The organism is Comamonas sediminis (assembly GCF_041107495.1).
Classification (GTDB): domain Bacteria; phylum Pseudomonadota; class Gammaproteobacteria; order Burkholderiales; family Burkholderiaceae_C; genus Comamonas; species Comamonas sediminis.
This window is the reverse complement of sequence record NZ_JBGBDC010000001.1, coordinates 274,975-291,535: the sequence shown is the minus strand read 5'-3', so window position 1 is coordinate 291,535 and position 16,561 is coordinate 274,975. Positions and strand designations below refer to the sequence as shown.

13 protein-coding genes and 1 pseudogene are annotated in these 16,561 nt (G+C 63.2%); 7 read left to right on the top strand and 7 right to left on the bottom strand.

Annotated features, from left to right (window positions below; genetic code table 11):
• The first annotated feature begins 3 nt into the window (after positions 1-3).
• Positions 4-1,101: a nitronate monooxygenase gene (locus AB7A72_RS01240; RefSeq protein ID WP_369458781.1), complete on the top strand. Its 1,098-nt coding sequence runs from the start codon at positions 4-6 to the stop codon at positions 1,099-1,101.
• A 69-nt stretch (positions 1,102-1,170) separates the two neighbouring features.
• Here the strand turns inward: AB7A72_RS01240 and proP are convergent, their stop codons facing one another.
• The 3 genes and pseudogenes from proP to AB7A72_RS01225 form a co-directional block, all read right to left on the bottom strand.
• Complete coding sequence (gene proP, locus AB7A72_RS01235; protein WP_312834632.1) at positions 1,171-2,742, bottom strand: glycine betaine/L-proline transporter ProP; 1,572 nt, start codon at positions 2,740-2,742, stop codon at positions 1,171-1,173.
• A 144-nt stretch (positions 2,743-2,886) separates the two neighbouring features.
• On the bottom strand, positions 2,887-3,912 hold the full coding sequence (locus AB7A72_RS01230) for a methionine synthase (RefSeq protein ID WP_369458780.1): 1,026 nt from the start codon (positions 3,910-3,912) through the stop codon (positions 2,887-2,889).
• A 227-nt stretch (positions 3,913-4,139) separates the two neighbouring features.
• Positions 4,140-5,048 (bottom strand): annotated as a pseudogene (locus AB7A72_RS01225) (DUF1852 domain-containing protein); the annotation flags it as partial.
• A gap of 149 nt (positions 5,049-5,197) precedes the next feature.
• Here AB7A72_RS01225 and AB7A72_RS01220 point away from each other — a divergent pair.
• Positions 5,198-6,115 carry a LysR family transcriptional regulator gene (locus tag AB7A72_RS01220; RefSeq protein WP_369458779.1) on the top strand — a complete coding sequence of 306 codons (918 nt, stop codon included), beginning with the start codon at positions 5,198-5,200 and terminating at the stop codon, positions 6,113-6,115.
• Here AB7A72_RS01220 and AB7A72_RS01215 read toward each other — a convergent pair.
• Both AB7A72_RS01215 and AB7A72_RS01210 read right to left on the bottom strand, forming a co-directional pair.
• On the bottom strand, positions 6,112-7,599 hold the full coding sequence (locus AB7A72_RS01215; protein ID WP_369458778.1) for a sensor histidine kinase: 1,488 nt from the start codon (positions 7,597-7,599) through the stop codon (positions 6,112-6,114). The genes AB7A72_RS01220 and AB7A72_RS01215 overlap by 4 nt on opposite strands.
• On the bottom strand, positions 7,600-8,280 hold the full coding sequence (locus tag AB7A72_RS01210) for a response regulator (protein WP_369458777.1): 681 nt from the start codon (positions 8,278-8,280) through the stop codon (positions 7,600-7,602).
• A 251-nt stretch (positions 8,281-8,531) separates the two neighbouring features.
• Here AB7A72_RS01210 and AB7A72_RS01205 point away from each other — a divergent pair, with 251 nt between their 5' ends.
• The 3 genes from AB7A72_RS01205 to AB7A72_RS01195 all read left to right on the top strand — a co-directional run bounded on the left by AB7A72_RS01205 (position 8,532) and on the right by AB7A72_RS01195 (position 11,359).
• The gene (locus tag AB7A72_RS01205) at positions 8,532-9,488 is read left to right on the top strand and encodes an ABC transporter substrate-binding protein (RefSeq protein WP_369459092.1); all 957 of its coding nucleotides are present in this window, start codon (positions 8,532-8,534) and stop codon (positions 9,486-9,488) included.
• 81 nt (positions 9,489-9,569) lie between these two features.
• Complete coding sequence (locus tag AB7A72_RS01200; protein ID WP_369458776.1) at positions 9,570-10,430, top strand: ABC transporter ATP-binding protein; 861 nt, start codon at positions 9,570-9,572, stop codon at positions 10,428-10,430.
• Positions 10,431-10,450: 20 nt separating this feature from the next.
• Complete coding sequence (locus AB7A72_RS01195; RefSeq protein ID WP_369458775.1) at positions 10,451-11,359, top strand: ABC transporter permease; 909 nt, start codon at positions 10,451-10,453, stop codon at positions 11,357-11,359.
• A 425-nt stretch (positions 11,360-11,784) separates the two neighbouring features.
• Here the strand turns inward: AB7A72_RS01195 and AB7A72_RS01190 are convergent, their stop codons facing one another.
• Together AB7A72_RS01190 and AB7A72_RS01185 are read right to left on the bottom strand one after the other, a co-directional pair.
• Complete coding sequence (locus tag AB7A72_RS01190) at positions 11,785-12,213, bottom strand: DUF4124 domain-containing protein (RefSeq protein WP_407064946.1); 429 nt, start codon at positions 12,211-12,213, stop codon at positions 11,785-11,787.
• Positions 12,214-12,294: 81 nt separating this feature from the next.
• Positions 12,295-13,221 carry a restriction endonuclease gene (locus AB7A72_RS01185; RefSeq protein WP_369458774.1) on the bottom strand — a complete coding sequence of 309 codons (927 nt, stop codon included), beginning with the start codon at positions 13,219-13,221 and terminating at the stop codon, positions 12,295-12,297.
• Between the two features lie 695 nt (positions 13,222-13,916).
• Between AB7A72_RS01185 and AB7A72_RS01180 the strand changes: the two genes are divergently transcribed.
• Positions 13,917-14,072, top strand: coding sequence for a hypothetical protein (locus AB7A72_RS01180; RefSeq protein ID WP_369458773.1), 156 nt, complete (start codon positions 13,917-13,919; stop codon positions 14,070-14,072).
• Positions 14,069-16,561, top strand: coding sequence for a TonB-dependent siderophore receptor (locus AB7A72_RS01175; protein WP_369458772.1), 2,493 nt, complete (start codon positions 14,069-14,071; stop codon positions 16,559-16,561). The genes AB7A72_RS01180 and AB7A72_RS01175 overlap by 4 nt, the downstream gene beginning before the upstream one ends.

Genomic DNA, 16,561 nt, shown 5'->3' with positions numbered 1-16,561 from the left:
ACCATGCCGCAATTTCAAACACCGCTCTGCCAGCGCCTGGGCATAGCGCATCCGATCTTTGGTTTCTCGCACGAGCCCGATGTCGTGGTCGCGATTGCCCAAGCCGGCGGCTTTCCGGTGCTGGGGCTCGCGCGCGATGCGCCGCAGGATATTCCGGCCATCGTGCGCGATGTCGAGCAGCGCCTGGGCGGTCTGCCTTACGGCATTGACCTGATGCTGCCGGCCGATGTGCCCAGCCAAGCCGATCCGCAAAGCCTGCAGGCGGCGCTGCCGCCCGCGCATGTGGCGTTTGTGGCCGGGCTGCGGCAGCGCTTTGCGATCCAGCCGCCCAGCCAGCCCAGCTTTTTTACCGCCCATGCGCGGTCGGAGGCGCTGTTCCAGGCGCAAATCGATGCGGTGCTGAACTCCCAGGCCTGCGCTGTGGCCACCGCCATCGGCCTGCGCGCCGAATTGATAGCGGAGGCCAAGCGCAGGGGCAAGCTCACGTTCTCGCTGATCGGATCGCTGCGCCATGCGCGCAAGGCGCTGGACATGGGCGTGGACGTGCTGGTGGCCCAGGGCTATGACGCGGGAGGCCATACCGGCACCGTGGGCACGATGTCGCTGCTGCCGCAGATTGTCGAGATCGCCGGGGCGCAGAACGTTCCCGTGCTGGCCGCTGGCGGCATTGCCACAGGCGGGCAGATCCTGGGCTGCATCTGCGCCGGCGCGCAGGGCGCCTGGCTGGGCACCCTGTGGATGGCCGCACAAGAGAACCACACGCCACCCGCGTTGCTGGACCGGCTGGTCGCCAGCAGCAGCGAAGATACCGTCATCTCCCGCGCGCACAGCGGCAAGCCTTGCCGCGTGGTGCGCAGTGCCTGGATCGATGCCTGGGAAGAGGCCGATGCGCCGGCGCCGCTGGGCATGCCACACCAGCAGGCGCTGACCGGCGATGTGTTTGCCTCCATCCACGAACACAACAGCGTCTCGCTAGTCTACGAGGCGGCCGGGCAGAGCGTGTTCGGCATTCAAGGGCCTACGACGGTGGCCGCGCAGATGCAGGCACTGGTCGCGGAGATGGACAGCGCGTTTCATCGGCTCTGCGGGCTGGTGCGCTAGCCGGGCCCTTGCCACTGCGGCGGCGGATGCCGGTACCGGGCCACTGCGCGCCACGCGCAGTGCCTGCTGTCAATCCAGGCGAGGGTGCAGGTCGATGTACTTCTGTTTGCGCAACTCCAGCTCAGCGATCTGCGCTTGCAGCTTCGCGATCTCGCCATCGATCTCCTCGACACTTTGCTCGATATGGTCCAGCGTCTGGATCAGCAGCTCCTTGGCCTCTTTTTTGCTGGAGGCTGCCGGGGTGGCGCCGCGCAACGGGCGGTTGGCGGTTTCCTTCATGAAGATGCCGGTGATGATACCGATGACCGCTACGAACATCAGGTAATAGGCCGGCAGGTACAGGCTACCGGTGGTGTCGACCAGCGCAGCGGTGATCGTGGGCGTGAGACCGGCGACGATGATGGCGATGTTGAACGATGCCGCCAGCGCGCTGTAGCGGATGCGGGTGGGGAACATGGCCGGCAAGGTCGACGCCATCACACCGGTAAAGCAGTTCAGCACAATAGCCAGCATGAACAGGCCGACAAAGATCAGTGCGATCTGGCCGTTGATGATCAGCTTGAATGCGGGGATGGCCAGCACCAGCAAGCCGATGGAGCCGAAGATCACAAAGGGCTTGCGTCCGAAGCGGTCGCTGGCCAGGCCGATGACCGGCTGCACAAACAGCATGCCGATCATCACCGCGATGATGATCAGCACCCCGTGGTCCTCCGAGTACTGCAGGTTATGCGACAGGTAGCTGGGCATGTAGGTCAGCAGCATGTAGTACGTGATGTTGGTGGTGAGCACCAGACCCACGGACACCAGCAGCGGGCGCCAGTAACGCGTTGCGATTTCCTTGAACGAGATGCGGGGGCGGTTTTCCACATCCTCCTGGTCATCCTTTTCCATCTGGTCGAGCTGCTGCTGAAACGCAGGGGTCTCTTCGGCCGCATGGCGCAGATACAGGCCTACCAGCCCCAGCGGTGCTGCCAGGAAGAAGGGCACCCGCCAGCCCCATTCCAGAAAGCGCGCTTCGCTCAGCAGGCTTTGCAGCAAGACCACCACGCCGGCACCGGTGACAAAGCCGACGATCGAGCCGAAGTCGAGAAAGCTGCCCAGAAAGCCGCGTTTGCGGTCCGGCGCAAACTCGGCGACAAAAATAGCAGCGCCGGTGTATTCCCCTCCGACCGAAAACCCTTGCGCGAGCTTGCACAGCAGCAGCAGGATGGGCGCCCAGATGCCTATGCTGGCATAGGACGGTATCAGGCCGATACAGAAGGTGCTGGCGGCCATGATGATGATGGTGATCGACAGCACCTTTTGGCGGCCGAACTTGTCACCCATCACGCCAAAGAACAGACCGCCCAGCGGCCGCACCAAAAACGGAATCGAGAACGTGCCCAGCGCGGCAATCATCTGCACGCTGGCCGAGGCATCGGGAAAGAACACCTTGCCCAACGCAAAGGCCACAAAGCCGTAGACGCCGAAGTCGAACCACTCCATCGCATTGCCCAATGCAGCTGCGGAGATGGCTTTCTTGAGCTTGACCTTGTCGACGATGGTGATGTCGTGCAGCTCCAGGGTGCCGCTTTGTGTCGGTATCAGGGGCGGCGAAGGAGGCGTCGGATCGGCCGCGGTGTTGTTGTTGATGGTATCCATGCGGTTCCCCGGTGATGGTGGGCCGCCATCTTCGCCAATTGCCCTGCCAGCGTCTGTAGGACGAGGCTGGGCTTCACTGCCTCCAAAACCCGCTTGGTGTCTGCTGCGCTATCGCCCGGCCGACATTGGCAGGCTAGGCTGGGGTCAAGCGGCGGCCAAGCGCTCCTTGGCCAGCCGTGTGCCCGCCGCCAGCGCCTTGAGCTTGCCCCAGGCCACGTCGCGCGACATCGGTGCCAGACCGCAATTGGTGCAGGGAAAGAGGCGTTCCTTGGGCACAAATTCCAGTGCCCGGGCGATGGTGTCGGCCACTTCCTCGGGCGTCTCGATGGTGTCGCTGGCAACATCGATCACCCCGACCATCACATCCTTGCCGGCCAGCAGCTTCATCAGGTCAGGCGGTACATGCGAGTGGATGCATTCCAGGCTGACCTGGTCGATGCTGCTGCGCGCCAGGGCGGGGAACACCGTCTCGTACTGGCGCCATTCATCGCCCAAGGTGCTCTTCCAGTCGGTATTGGCCTTGATGCCGTAGCCGTAACAGATGTGCACGGCGGTGGTGCAGGTGAGGCCCTGCGCGGCGCGCTCCAGTGCCTGCACGCCCCAGTCAGCTGCGTCCTTCATATAGACGTTGAAGGCTGGCTCGTCGAACTGGATGATATCCACGCCATCGGCCTGCAGGGCCAGCGCCTCCTGGTTGAGCAACTCGGCAAAGGCCATGGCCATCTTGACCTTGTCGCCATAGAAGCGGTCCGCCACGGTGTCCACAATCGTCATCGGGCCGGGCAGGGTGAACTTGAGCTTTTTCTGGGTATGGGTGCGTGCCAGCTGCGCTTCGAACGCATGCACGCGCCCCCTGAGGCGCAAGGCCGCTACCACCTGCGGCACCATCGCGTCGTAGCGGTTGTCGCGGATGCCCATCTTCACCTTGTTGTCGAAGTCGATGCCCTCGACTTGCTCCAGAAAGCCATGCACAAAGTGCTGGCGTGCCTGCTCGCCGTCGCCAACGATGTCCAAACCGGCATCTTCCTGGGCCTTGATCCACAGCAGCGTTGCATCGGCCTTGGCCTGGCGCAGCGCATCACCTTCTGCCATCCACTGGGGCCAGAGCTTGTTGGTTTCGGCCAGCCAGGCGGGTTTGGGCAGACTGCCGGCAATGGAGGTTTCGAACATGGAGGATTTCCTTTCAAAAAATGGGGAGTCAGGCAGGCCTGTGTGCAGCGCATTGTGCGGACCCCGTCGCGCAACCGGGTGCCATAGGTGACACCGGGCAGGGCGGGGCAGGGCAAGGCGATGCGGCTGGTCCAGCGCGCCGGGGCCTGCCGTCAGACCGTTGCCGCAGCGCTCGCTTGCTGCAGCATGCGCTGGTAGGGTTTGATGAAGTGCTCTTCGGCAAATCAGCCTTGCTTGACGGCCAGCGCGCTGCGCTCTTCGCGGTCATAGACAATCTGCGTCAGCGAGTAGTCCTCATGCTTCAGGCTGGGCTGGTAGCGCGCGCCGGCGGCTGCATTGGCGTTGTAGATTTCCGGGCGGTAGATCTTCTGGAAGGTCTCCATCGTGCTGATGGTGCCGATCAGCTCCAGGCTGCTGTAGTCGCCCAGCAGGTCGCCGTGGAAGTAGAAGGCCAGCGGCGCCACGCTGTGGGCGGGCATGAAGAAGCGCACCTGCATGCCCATCCGGGCAAAGTAGTGGTCCGTCGGCGAGGCCTCGTTTTGCCGGTACTCAATGCCCAGCACCGGGTGCTGGTTGCCGGTGCGCTGGTAGACCTTGCTGGTCGACGCGCTGATGCAGATCACCGGCGCCTTGCGGAAACTGGCCTGGTACGTGTCCGACCGGATGAACTGCTGGAACAGCTGCCCATGCAGAAGGCCAAAATGCGCGGGCGTGCTGAAGCCGGTCCGGTTCAGGTTGTGCGCAGGCAGCAGCACGTTGAAATCGTAATCCCGCACATAGGACGAGAAGTTGTTGCCGACGATGCCGTCGCTGCGCTGGCCCGTGTGCTGGTCAAGGATGTGGGTCTGCAGCATCTCGATCAGCGGAAACGCCTCGCCGTGCTGCTGCGTGCCCCAGTGCAGTGCCACGGAAACGATGTCCAGCTCCACCGCATAGCGGTCGGCCTCCGGGTTGTCCAAGTGCGCCAGCGCGTTGAAGCGGTTGTCGATCATCCGCAAGGTGTTGCGCAGGTTCTGCTGCCGGTTCTCGCCCCGGGCCAGGTTGGCAAAGTTGGTGGTAATGCGCGTGCTGTCCGATGGCCGGTAGTGCTCATCAAAACGCAGGCGCTCGATGCTGAAGGAAAAGTCGCTGCTCATGCGGGTCCGATCGTGGATGTCTGCGGGCTTCCGGGCCGTATGGGCTGTTTCAGCCCACGCCGCTCAGGTCGATGGGCCGGATGTTAGAACGCGCAATCCATGAAGTAAAATGGTTTTATCTCATATATCCATGAATATGGTTCATTTGAATGCTTGAACGTATCCATCTCAGCATCGTCCAGCAGGTCGAAAAGCAGGGCTCGCTCACGGCCGCTGCAGGTGTGCTGAACCTGACCCAATCCGCGCTGAGCCACAGCATGAAAAAGCTGGAGCAACAACTGGGCACAGCGGTATGGCTGCGGGAGGGCCGCAGCCTGCGCCTGACGCAGGCCGGCCAGTACCTGCTGGCGGTGGCCAACCGTGTGCTGCCACAGCTGGATCTGGCCGAAGAGCGTCTGGGCCAGTTTGCGCAGGGCGAGCGCGGTGCGCTGCGCATTGGCATGGAATGCCATCCCTGCTACCAGTGGCTGCTCAAGGTCGTCTCGCCGTATCTGGCCGCGTGGCCGGATGTGGAGGTGGACGTGAAGCAGAAATTCCAGTTCGGCGGCATTGGTGCGCTGTTCGGCTACGAGATCGACCTGCTGGTCACGCCTGATCCGCTGTTCAAACCCGGGCTGCGGTTTGAGCCTGTGTTTGACTATGAACAGGTGCTGGTGGTGCCCCGTGGCCATGCGCTGGCCTCTGCCACCTATGTAAAGCCCGAGCAACTCACGCAAGAGGTGCTGATCAGCTACCCGGTGGACATCGAACGGCTCGATATCTACAACCAGTTCCTGCTGCCCGCCGGGGTCACGCCGCGCCGCCACAAGGCGATTGAGACCACCGACATCATGGTGCAGATGGTCGCCAGCGGCCGGGGTGTGGCGGCGCTGCCACGCTGGCTGGTCGAGGAGTACGCCGCCAAGATGGACGTGGTGCCGGTGCGGCTGGGGCCGCGTGGCATTGCCAAGCAGATTTTTCTGGGCGCGCGGGAATCGGATGTGGCCATCGACTATGTGCGCGCCTTTATCGAACTGGCGCGCCAGCCGCGTGCTACCACCGCTTCTGCTACAACCAACAAAGCCTAGCCGGGGCCGGCCACACGCACAAAGCGCACGCTGATGCGCAGGCCTGGGCCAAAGGGTGGCGTGTAGCGCTGCTGGGCATCGGCCAGTTGCAGGCTGGCGCCGGTCGCCTGCGCCACCTCCTGCACAATCGCCAGCCCCAGGCCGGTGCCGGGCGTGTCATTGGCCAGGCGGTAAAAGCGCTCCAGCACCAGATCGCGGCTTTGTGCTGGAATGCCCGGGCCATTGTCTTGCACCCATAAAAGCAGGCTGTCGGCGCTGGCCTCCAGGCCCAGCGTGACCTGGCCTTGCGGCGGGGTGTAGCGGATGGCGTTGTCCACCAGGTTGGCAATCAACTCGGGCAGCAGGCGGCTGCTGGTGTACAGCGAAAACACATGCGGGTCGGCAGCGCGCGTGGCCGCATCTGCCGGTGCAGCAGCGACTGCCTGGCTTTCCTCCCAGCCCAGGTCGATCTGCTTGAGGTCGGCCGCCGGCGCCATCGCCTCCAGGCACTGCAGGCACAGCGCGCGCAGGTCCACCCATTGCGGCGGTTGGGCCGCGTGTGCGGCATTGCCGGCCTCGGCCTGTGCCAAGGTCAACAACTGGTTGGCCACATTCAGCAATTGCTGGTTGCTGCGCTGCAGCCGTTGCAGCACGGCCAGGCGCTGCGCAACCGACAGGGCCGCCAACTCGGCCGGCGTCTGGCCCAAGGCCTGTTCCAAGGTATGGGCCTGGATGGCCAGCGGCGTGCGCAGCTGGTGCGCTGCATCCGAGATGAACTGGCGCTGGCGTGCCACCTGCGCGCGGATGGTGCGGGCAAACTGGTTGACGGTATCGGCGAGCGGCCGCAACTCCTGGTGGAGCTGGCGCGAGTCGAGGTGAAAATCCACATCCCCAGCCGGGCGCCCGGCCAGCTGGCGCGCCATGCGCAGCAGCGGGCGCAGCTCCAGGGTCAACGCGGTGGCGCTCACCAGCACAGCCACGGCCAGCGCCCACAGCAGGTACTCCATCGTCGGCCACCACAAGGTCTGGACCATGTTGTCGCGGCTGTGCGTGGTCTTGCCGACCAGGATGGTGATCTCGCGCGCGCCAGCCACGTCATACATGGCCCGGCGCGTGATCACGGCACGGATCGGCTGGCCTTGCCACAGGGCGTCATACCACTGGGCGTTGTCGCTGCCGCTCAGCGTCAGTTGCGGCGGCTGCGGAAAGTTCTGCTGGCCCGCCAGCAGCTGGCCTTGCGCGTCCATCACGCTCAGGTAGACATGGTCGCGCGCCGGCGACATGAACAGGCTCAGCGCCGAGGGTGGCACGCTGGCGCGTACATCGCCGTCTTCCCAGATCAGGCGGTCGGCCAGGATCTTGGCCGATGACAGCAGGTCATGGTCCTGCACATAGTCTGCGGCATCCTCGGCATGCTCATGGGCAAACCAGCCGCACAGACCCACCAGCACGGCCAGCGGCAGCAGCAGCCACAGGGCCAGGCGTGCGCGCAGGCTGTGCAGCATTCAGTCCCCGCCGGCCAGTTTTTGCTTGAGCAGGTAGCCCACGCCGCGCAAGGTCATGATCGTCGTGTCGCTCGCCTGCAGTTTCTTGCGCAGGCGGTGCACGTACAGGTCCACCGCGTCGGCGCTGGCCTCTTCGTCCATGCCGTAGATCACGTCCATCAAGCGTTGCTTGGGCAGCGCGCTGCCGTTGTGCAGCATCAGCGCTTCGAGCACGCTGCGCTCGCGCGGGGGCAGGGCCAGCTCCTCGCCCGCCACGCTGAACAAGCGGGTGCGCAGATCAAGCTGCAGGTTGCCGCAGCGCACATGGTTCTCACGCCCGGGCATCTGGCGCCTGGCAATGGCCTGGATGCGCGCCAGCAGCTCGCGCACTTCCACCGGTTTGACCAGGTAGTCATCGGCGCCAATCTCCAGGCACAGCACTTTCTGGTCGAGCGAATCACTCGCCGTCAGCACGATCACCGGCAGGCTGTCACCGCGCTCGCGCAGGCGCCGCAGCAGCGCCTTGCCGCTGAGCTGGGGCAGGTTCAGGTCCAGCAGCAGCAGGTCATAGTGCGATTGGCTCAGCAGCTGGTCAGCGGCGTCGCCACGGTCCACATGGTCCACCACAAAGGCATGCTGGCGCAGCAGCCCGGCCAGGGACTGGGCCAGTTCCAGGTTGTCTTCGACCAGAAGGATCTTCATCGGAGGAGGGGGCACACCGGGCGCCCGCAAAAAAGATCAGGGATAACCACTAAAAATGCTGCAGTGCAGCGAAAGCGCACTGAAAGGGTGCAGTTTCTAGACTCTGTTCCTATCCGGTGCATTATGCGGTCGCCCAGGGCGGCTGTGCTGAAGGTGCCAGGACCACAACGTCAAGGAGACACTGCATGACCCCATTCCACGCTACCCGCCGCAACGCGCTGGCCGCCATCGCCGCTGCCGCTGTCTGCTGCATGGCCAGCACGGCTGCCCAGGCGGCAGACGATACCGTCACCATCATGGTGGGCGGCATCAACAAGATCATCTACCTGCCCGCCAAGCTGGCCGAGTCGCTGGGCTACTTCAAGGAAGAGGGCCTGAAGGTCGAGCTGCAATCACAGCCGGCCGGCGTGGATGCGGAAAACCAGCTGATCGCAGGGGCCGTGCAAGGCGTGGTGGGCTTCTATGACCACACCATCGACCTGCAGGCCAAGGGCAAGGAGATCCAGGCCATTGCGGTGTTCTGCAAGGTGCCCGGTGAGGTGGAACTGGTGTCCACCAAGGCGGCCGCAGGCGGCTTCCAGTCGATGGCCGATGCCAAGGGCAAGACCCTGGGCGTCACCGGCCTGGGCTCGTCGACCGAGTTCCTGACCCGCTACCTGGTCGACAAGCAGGGCGTGGCCAGCAAGGACTACTCGCTGCTGCCCGTGGGCGCTGGCAACTCCTTCATCGCCGGCATGAAGCAGGACCGTATCCAGGCCGGCATGACCACCGAACCAACCGTGTCGCAAATGCTCAAGACCGGCGACGCCAAGGTGCTCGTCGACATGCGCAGCGAAGAGGGTACCCAGGCAGCACTGGGCGGCCTGTACCCTGCCGCCAGCCTGTATGTGCGCAACGAATGGGCCGCCAGCCACAAGGACCAGGCGGCCAAGCTGGCCCGCGCATTTGGCAAGACCATGCAGTACATCAGCAGCCACAGCGCCGAAGACATCGCCGACAAGATGCCCAAGGACTACTACGGCAATGACAAGGAGCTGTATGTGGCGGCGCTGAAGGCCTCGCTGCCGATGTACACCAAGGACGGCAAGATGCCCGAAGGCGGCCCCGCGACGGTGCTCAAGGTGCTGTCGGCCTACAAGCCCAATGTGAAGAGCGCGCACATTGACCTGGCCAAGACCTATTCCAACGCCTACCTGAGCGCCAAGTAAAAAGCGGCGCAACCCGCCCCGCAGCGCGGCCCCGCCGTGCTGCAGCCCGCGCGCACCACCACCCACATCCGGGAGACCACCATGTCCTATGCCACCCGGGCGGTTGCCAGCCAGCAACCGTCCAGCAGCCTGCAGCCCAAAAACGCCGCTGCCTCTGCAAAATCAGCCGATGCGGCTATTGAATTCGACAAGGTGTCGCTGCGCTTTATTGCGCCAGACGGCACGGCCACCCTGGCGCTGCGCAATTTTTCGATGTCGGTGGCCAAGGGCGAATTCATCGCCATCGTCGGCCCCACCGGCAGTGGCAAATCCACCACATTGAACCTGATCACCAGCTTGCTGCAACCAACGGTGGGCGAGGTGCGCGTGATGGGCAAGAAGGTCGAGCAGATCGATCCGCGCATCGGCTTTGTGTTCCAAGCTGACGCCGTCTTCCCCTGGAAATCGGTGCGCGACAACGTGGCCGCCGGCCCCATCTTTCGCGGCACGCCGCGCGAGCAGGCGCTCAAGCTGGCCGACGAGTGGATCCACCGCGTGGGCCTGGCCAACTTTGGCAACCACTACCCGCACCAGCTCTCGGGCGGCATGCGCAAGCGCGTGGCGCTGGCGCAGACCTTTATCAACCAGCCGGAAATCCTGCTGATGGACGAGCCCTTCTCGGCGTTGGACATGCAGACCCGCACCCTGATGCAGGACGAGCTGCTGCGCCTGTGGTCGGCCTCCGGCGGCTCGGTCGTGTTCGTGACCCATGACCTGGAAGAGGCGATTGCGCTGGCCGACCGCGTGTTTGTGCTGACGGCCCGCCCCGCCACGTTGAAGCGTGTGTACGAGATCGACCTGCCACGCCCCCGCGTGATGAGCGAGGTGCGCTACGACCCGCAGTTCATCGACCTGTCCAAGCGCATCTGGGAAGACCTGCGCGAAGAAGTCCATATCCAGTAATACAAGGCAAGGAATACACCATGTCTGAACTCACCCTCAACCCCGCCGCCACCCGCAGCCCGCCACCCGCACCGGCTGCGCCAGACCACACCCCCGCTGCCGTGAGCGACGCTGCGCTCGCGCAGGAATCGGTGGCCGCGCAGGCGGCCATCAAACGCCGCAAGGCCGTCATCATTGGTCTGCGCCTGCTGGTGCTGGTCGCCGTGCTGGGCGGCTGGGAAGTCTCGGCGCGCATGAAGTGGATCGACCCCTTCTTCTACTCGATGCCCTCGATGATCTGGAACCAGATTGTGGAATGGGTGCGCGACGGCACATCGCAAGGCCCGCTGTGGCAGCAGGTGCTGGTCACGCTGGAAGAGACGGTCATCGGCTTTCTGATCGGCTCCATCGCTGGCGTGATCTGCGGCATTGTGCTGGGCCGCAACAAGCTGCTGTCCGATGTGTTCTCCATCTACATCCAGATCGCCAACTCCATCCCCCGCGTGGTGCTGGGCTCCGTGTTCGTCATTGCGCTGGGCCTGGGCATGGCGTCCAAGGTGGCACTGGCTGTCGTGATGGTCTTCTTTGTGGTGTTTGCCAATGCCTTCCAGGGCGTGCGTGAAGCCGACAAGTACATGATCGCCAATGCCCAGATCCTCGGTGCATCGCCGCGCCAGGTGACCCTGTCGGTGGTGATTCCTTCGGCCATGTCCTGGATTCTGGCCAGCCTGCATGTGAGCTTTGGCTTTGCACTGGTCGGCGCCGTGGTGGGCGAGTTCCTCGGCGCCAAGGAGGGCATCGGCCTGCTGATCTCCACCGCGCAGGGCGCTTTCAACGCCAGCGGTGTGTTCGCCGCGATGATCGTGCTGGCCGTGGTGGCCCTGGGCGCCGACTTCTTGCTGACCCGCCTGGAAAAACGCCTGCTCAAATGGCGCCCCGCCGCCTTCTGATGCCCTGACCTGACCCTTATGCAAGCGCGGCCGGTGCCCGCTTGCCCGTCTCCTCGCCGGTGGAACAAGCGCTCTCTCGCTTACCGGCCTTGCGCCAGCTCCGCCAACCGAGCTGGCGTTTTTTTGTCTGGAGGTCGCGGGCGGGTTCTCAGGAGACTGGCTCACCTTGGGCAATCTAGGGCTGAAGCCGCGCTGTGGTCTCGTCTTTGCGGACTTTGAAGGCGCGCGCCAGTTGCAGCTCGCCGGCCATGCGCGCGCCCATTTTGGTGTAGATGCCGACATCGACCAGACAGGAGGAACCGGGCGCTGAATCGAGTCCCCGGTGCATAGCTCGCGCAGCACGCCGTGGAACCTGCACCAGCGCTGAATCCTTGAGCGACCACCGCGCAAAGTTGCGGGTGGCTGAGTCTGCCGCAGCGGGGCGCTTAGCAGTTCAGATCATGGAAGCGCTTGCGCGCCTTGTACAGATCGACCTCGGCTTGGGCCAGATCATGGGCTGCCGCTGCATGCACCGCTTGTTTGAGCGCTGGCAGGCGGTTGTCCAAACGCGCGCATTCAAGCTTGTCTGCGGGGCTGAGCTTGAAGCGGCGCTGGTACACCCGGTACTCATCGGCGTTCATTCCTGTCAGGGGCTGGATGGCTTCTGCCAGGGCGGTGTTGTACTCGTCGCGCCGCACATCTTTGCCCTTGCGGCTCTTACCCGTCATCTTGTCCATGCCCTGGGTCGGAGTCGCGTCGATTTCCGTAGCGCCTACACAGGGCGCATCCGAATAGCTCACACGCCCAGCCGTTTCGCAGCGGTAGACAGGCTTTTGTGCAAAGGCAGGCGCGGCGCAGCAGACCAGGGCCAGCAATAGCAGCGACCGCGTGGATGGGCCGCGGCTTGCATGGAGAGGCGTGGAGAACAAGCGCATCGACAGACCTTCAGCCATCCATCACGCCGCCGCAAGCGTGCCACGGCAACCGGGGAAGGTCGAGCAGCCCCAGAAGGACTTGCCGGCATTGGCACCCTGGCGTGCGGTGCGCAGCTCCATTGCGGCGCTGCAGCGCGGGCAGGCGGGTTGGGCAGGGGCAGGGCTGGTTGCGACAGGGGCGGTAGCCGAGGCCGTCGCAACAGCGGTGCGCACTGGCGCAGCAGCTGGGGTACTGCTGGCTTGCGTAGCCTTGGGCCCCTTCACCAGCGATTGCCGCGCGCGCTGCACCATCGCAAACAGCTGGTGGCCATCGACCAGGGTGATATTGCGACCCCGTGCAAATTCCTGGGCATCGTTGCTGAACCGGCCGGAGGTGACCACAAAGCCACCTGTTGCGCCCCTGGCGGCCATCACGCCATAGAGCTCGCGCACGGTGGCAATGCCCACGCGCTGGGCCTTCCATTGTTTGCACTGCACGAGGAATTTCTCGCTGCCCTTGAGCAGCACCAGGTCCACGCCGCCATCGGGCCCATTGCCGCCCAGCTCGATGATGCGAAAGCCCTGCAGCCGGTAGGCCTCGCCCACCAGCAGCTCAAACTCGCGCCAGCTGATGCCGTCGAGCGCGGCGGCATCTTGCGCCTGAGCCACCGTGCTGACCAGGGCCTTGCGCTGCTTTCTGCGCCAGGCCGACATAGCGGCCGCTATCAAACACATCAAGGGCAGCAGGTACTGGCCGATGGAGGCCAGGCCAAAGATGAAGCCCTTTTGAATCACGGCCGCCATCATGTCGCCGGGGCGGCCCACCAGGTCTGCCGTTGGCGGTACCACCGCCACCCGGTGCAGGAACACATAGCTGGCCCCCGCCAGTGCCACACAGATCCACCAGGGGAGAAGCGCCAGCAGATCCAGCATGTCTTCGAACCCGCTGCTTTTCTTGCGTCTTGCCATGGTGTCCCCCTGTCCTTATTTAGGATGAATGAATATTGATAAATTAATGCAATGTGAGCTTCATTAATTGCAGGGTCAATCGATTTATTATTTCGTGCAATTAACTTTAAATTGCTTTTTTAATTGCAGCTTGAGCTTGTGAATGACTCGGGGATTAAGATTGAGCTTTCAGATAAGATATATGAGTTCGAATATTTAATTGTGTCTCATATATCTTAGTTTTATAATTTACTGTTAAGTTGTATGGCAGCTTCTGCAGCAATAGTAGCAGCCGTTGATTCTAGCTGCTGGCCATTTTTGCTTTGCTAGTAGCACTGCTCCATGGCAACTGATGTGTTCTCCAAGATCCACCTGATTTTCCAATAAAGGCATATATGAACAGCCAGTTGTTTTATTGTGCACTTCGAAATCACCATTGGCTTGCTGGTTTGAGTTGACGATAAATCTTGCCATTTATAAATTCCCTTTAAATAAATCGATCAGATTAAACTGCGTTGGATTCAAAAGAAGTAATGCGTCTAATTAAATTAGTTGGTCATAGTAGAAATTCTATTTAAACATGTGTAGGAGTCTGTCAAGCTGTTAACCAAACTGTGTTAAAGATATTTTTAATGAGTTCGGTGTTGCAAAATGTATCTTTGTAAACTTACGCGGCCCTTACTCCTTGCTAAGGTTTTTTGGGAAACAGGCGAAAGATGTCGCAACTGAGTGCACTGGTGACAGCAAAAAATTTTTTCGACTATTTTTCAATCCAGGTGATCACTTTCTGGATCTCGTTCGGTGTACAGGGCAATGGCGCCATGCAGTGCCGCTTTCTTTTCCCAGACCATCACCAGGACGACGACCCATGACTCTCTCTTCCCACCGCTGCCGCCGGCACCGCGAGCGCTTTGCACTGGCTTTGCTGCACGGCGCAATCCGCGCCACCCTGGCTGGGGGCAGCGCTGCAGGCCTGGCGCTGGCGGCACCCTGGGCCCTGGCGGCAGAGCCGGCAGCCGGCGCCAGGCACTACGCCATTGCAGCAGGCCCGCTGTCCGATGTGCTGGCGCAGTACGCGGCAACGGCCGGTGTGCCGCTGGTGTTTGAGCCGTCCACCCTGGCGGGCCTGCGCAGCAGTGGCCTGCAAGGCAGCTATGGCGAGGCGGAGGGCTTTGCCCAGCTGCTGCGCGGCAGTGGCTTTGAGGTGGTCAAGCAAGGTGGCGCTACCTATGTGCTGCGCAAGCTGCCGGCGGCCAACCCTGCAGCAGCGGCGGGCGCGGCCGCATCGGACATGACCCTGAACACGGTCACCGTGACGGCGGCGGCCCACCGCAGCGGCACCACCGAAGGCACCGGCAGCTATGCGGCAACCCAGTCGAGCACCAGCGCCAAACTGAACCTGAGCCAACGCGAAACCCCGCAGACCCTGACGGTGATCACCCGCGAGCAGATGGACGATGCCGGCATGACCTCGGTCGATGACGCGCTGCGCGCGGTGAGCGGCGTGTTTGCGGTCGATGGCGGCAGCATTGGCAGCAATTACTACAGCCGGGGTTTTAGCATGCAGGCCCAGGTCGATGGCATGGCCACGCCTTCGGGCATCGACAGCGGCAACCGCTCGCCCAAGTTTGACAGCGCCTTTGTCGACCGGGTCGAGGTGCTGCAAGGTGCGGCCGGTTTGCTGGCGGGGGCCGGCAGCCCGGGCGGCACGGTCAACATGGTGCTCAAGCGCCCGACCGACACCTTCCAGGCGCAGGGCGAGGTGCAGCTGGGCTCGTGGAAAGAGCGGCGCCTGGTCGGCGATGTGTCCGGCCCGCTGATCGACTCGGGCGTAATCCGGGGCCGCCTGGTGGCCGTGTCCGATAACAGCGAGTCCTTCACCGACTATGTCTACCGCGACCGCTATGCGGGCTACGGCATTGTGGAGGCGGACCTGGGCCCCACGACCACGTTGAGCGCCAGCGTGCAGCTGCAAAAGGACACCAGCCGGGGCCATTTTGGCGTGCCGCTGGCGGCCGATGGCAGCGATGCTGGCCTGCCCCGCTCGTCCTTCTGGGGCGATGCCGACCACCGCTCGGTGCGCGACTACAACATCTACACCGTGGGCCTTAGCCAGCAGCTGGCCGGCGCCTGGAGCCTGAAGGCCAACTACGCCTGGCAGAAGACCAACAATGACATCGAGAACTTCAGCAGCCTCTCGGGCAGCCTGAACCCTGTGACTGGCGATGGCCTGTTCATCGGCAGCCGCCAGCGCAACTACACCTCGGTAATGCACGCCAATGTGGTCGATGTCTATGCCACCGGGCCCTTTGATTTTCTGGGCCGCCGCCACGAGCTGACCCTGGGCGTCAACGGCACCAGCTACCGCGACGAGAACGCCGGCACCGGCTACTCGTCCACCACGCCGATCAATGTCTACACCTTTGACCCCGAAGGCCTGGGCCCCATCCCCGATGGTCTGCGCGCATCGACCAGCAAGACCAAGACCAGCAATATGGGCGTCTATGGCGTCGCGCGCTGGAGCCTGACCGACTCGCTCAAGCTGATCACCGGCACCCGCATCAGCAACTACGAACGCAAGAACAGCTTGACCGGCGTCGTGGCCCCCAAGGAAAAGGGCGTGGTCACGCCCTATGCCGGGCTGGTCTATGACATCAATTCCCAGTACTCGGCCTACTTCAGCTACTCGGACATCTTCAACCCCCAGACCAACCGCAGCCAGGATGGCAATGTGCTCGACCCGGTGGTCGGCGCCAACTACGAAGTGGGTATCAAGGGCGAGCTGCTGAACAAGCGCCTCAATGTGTCGGCCGCGCTGTTCCGCCTGGCGCAGTCCAACCTGGCGGTGCTCGATGACTCGGTGCCCAACAACCCCAGCAATGCCTGCGGTGGTGCCTGCTACACCGCAGCGGGCAAGGTGGTCAGCCAAGGTATTGACCTGGGTGTGAACGGCCAGGTGAGCCGCGCGCTGAACCTGGCAGCGGGCTATACCTATACCTCGGCCGAGTATGTGGCCGGCCCGCAAAAGGACCAGCGCTTCCGCACCGAGCAGCCGCGCCACAGCATGCGCGTTGCAGCCAACTACCAGCTGCCGGGCACACAGTGGTCGTTTGGCGGCAATGTGTCTGCCACCAGCAAGGCCTACAAGAACGGCGGCTCGGGCGCCAATGCCTGGACCATCGAGCAGGGCGCGCTGGTGCTGGTGGGCCTGAACGCCAAGTACCGCATTACCCCCAAGACCCAGCTGAACCTGGTCGTCAGCAACCTGACGGACCGCAGCTACCGCCACCTGTATGGCCGCGAGTACGCGCCGTTTGGCGAGCCGCGCAAGTTCAGTGCTAACCTGCGCCATGATTTCTAA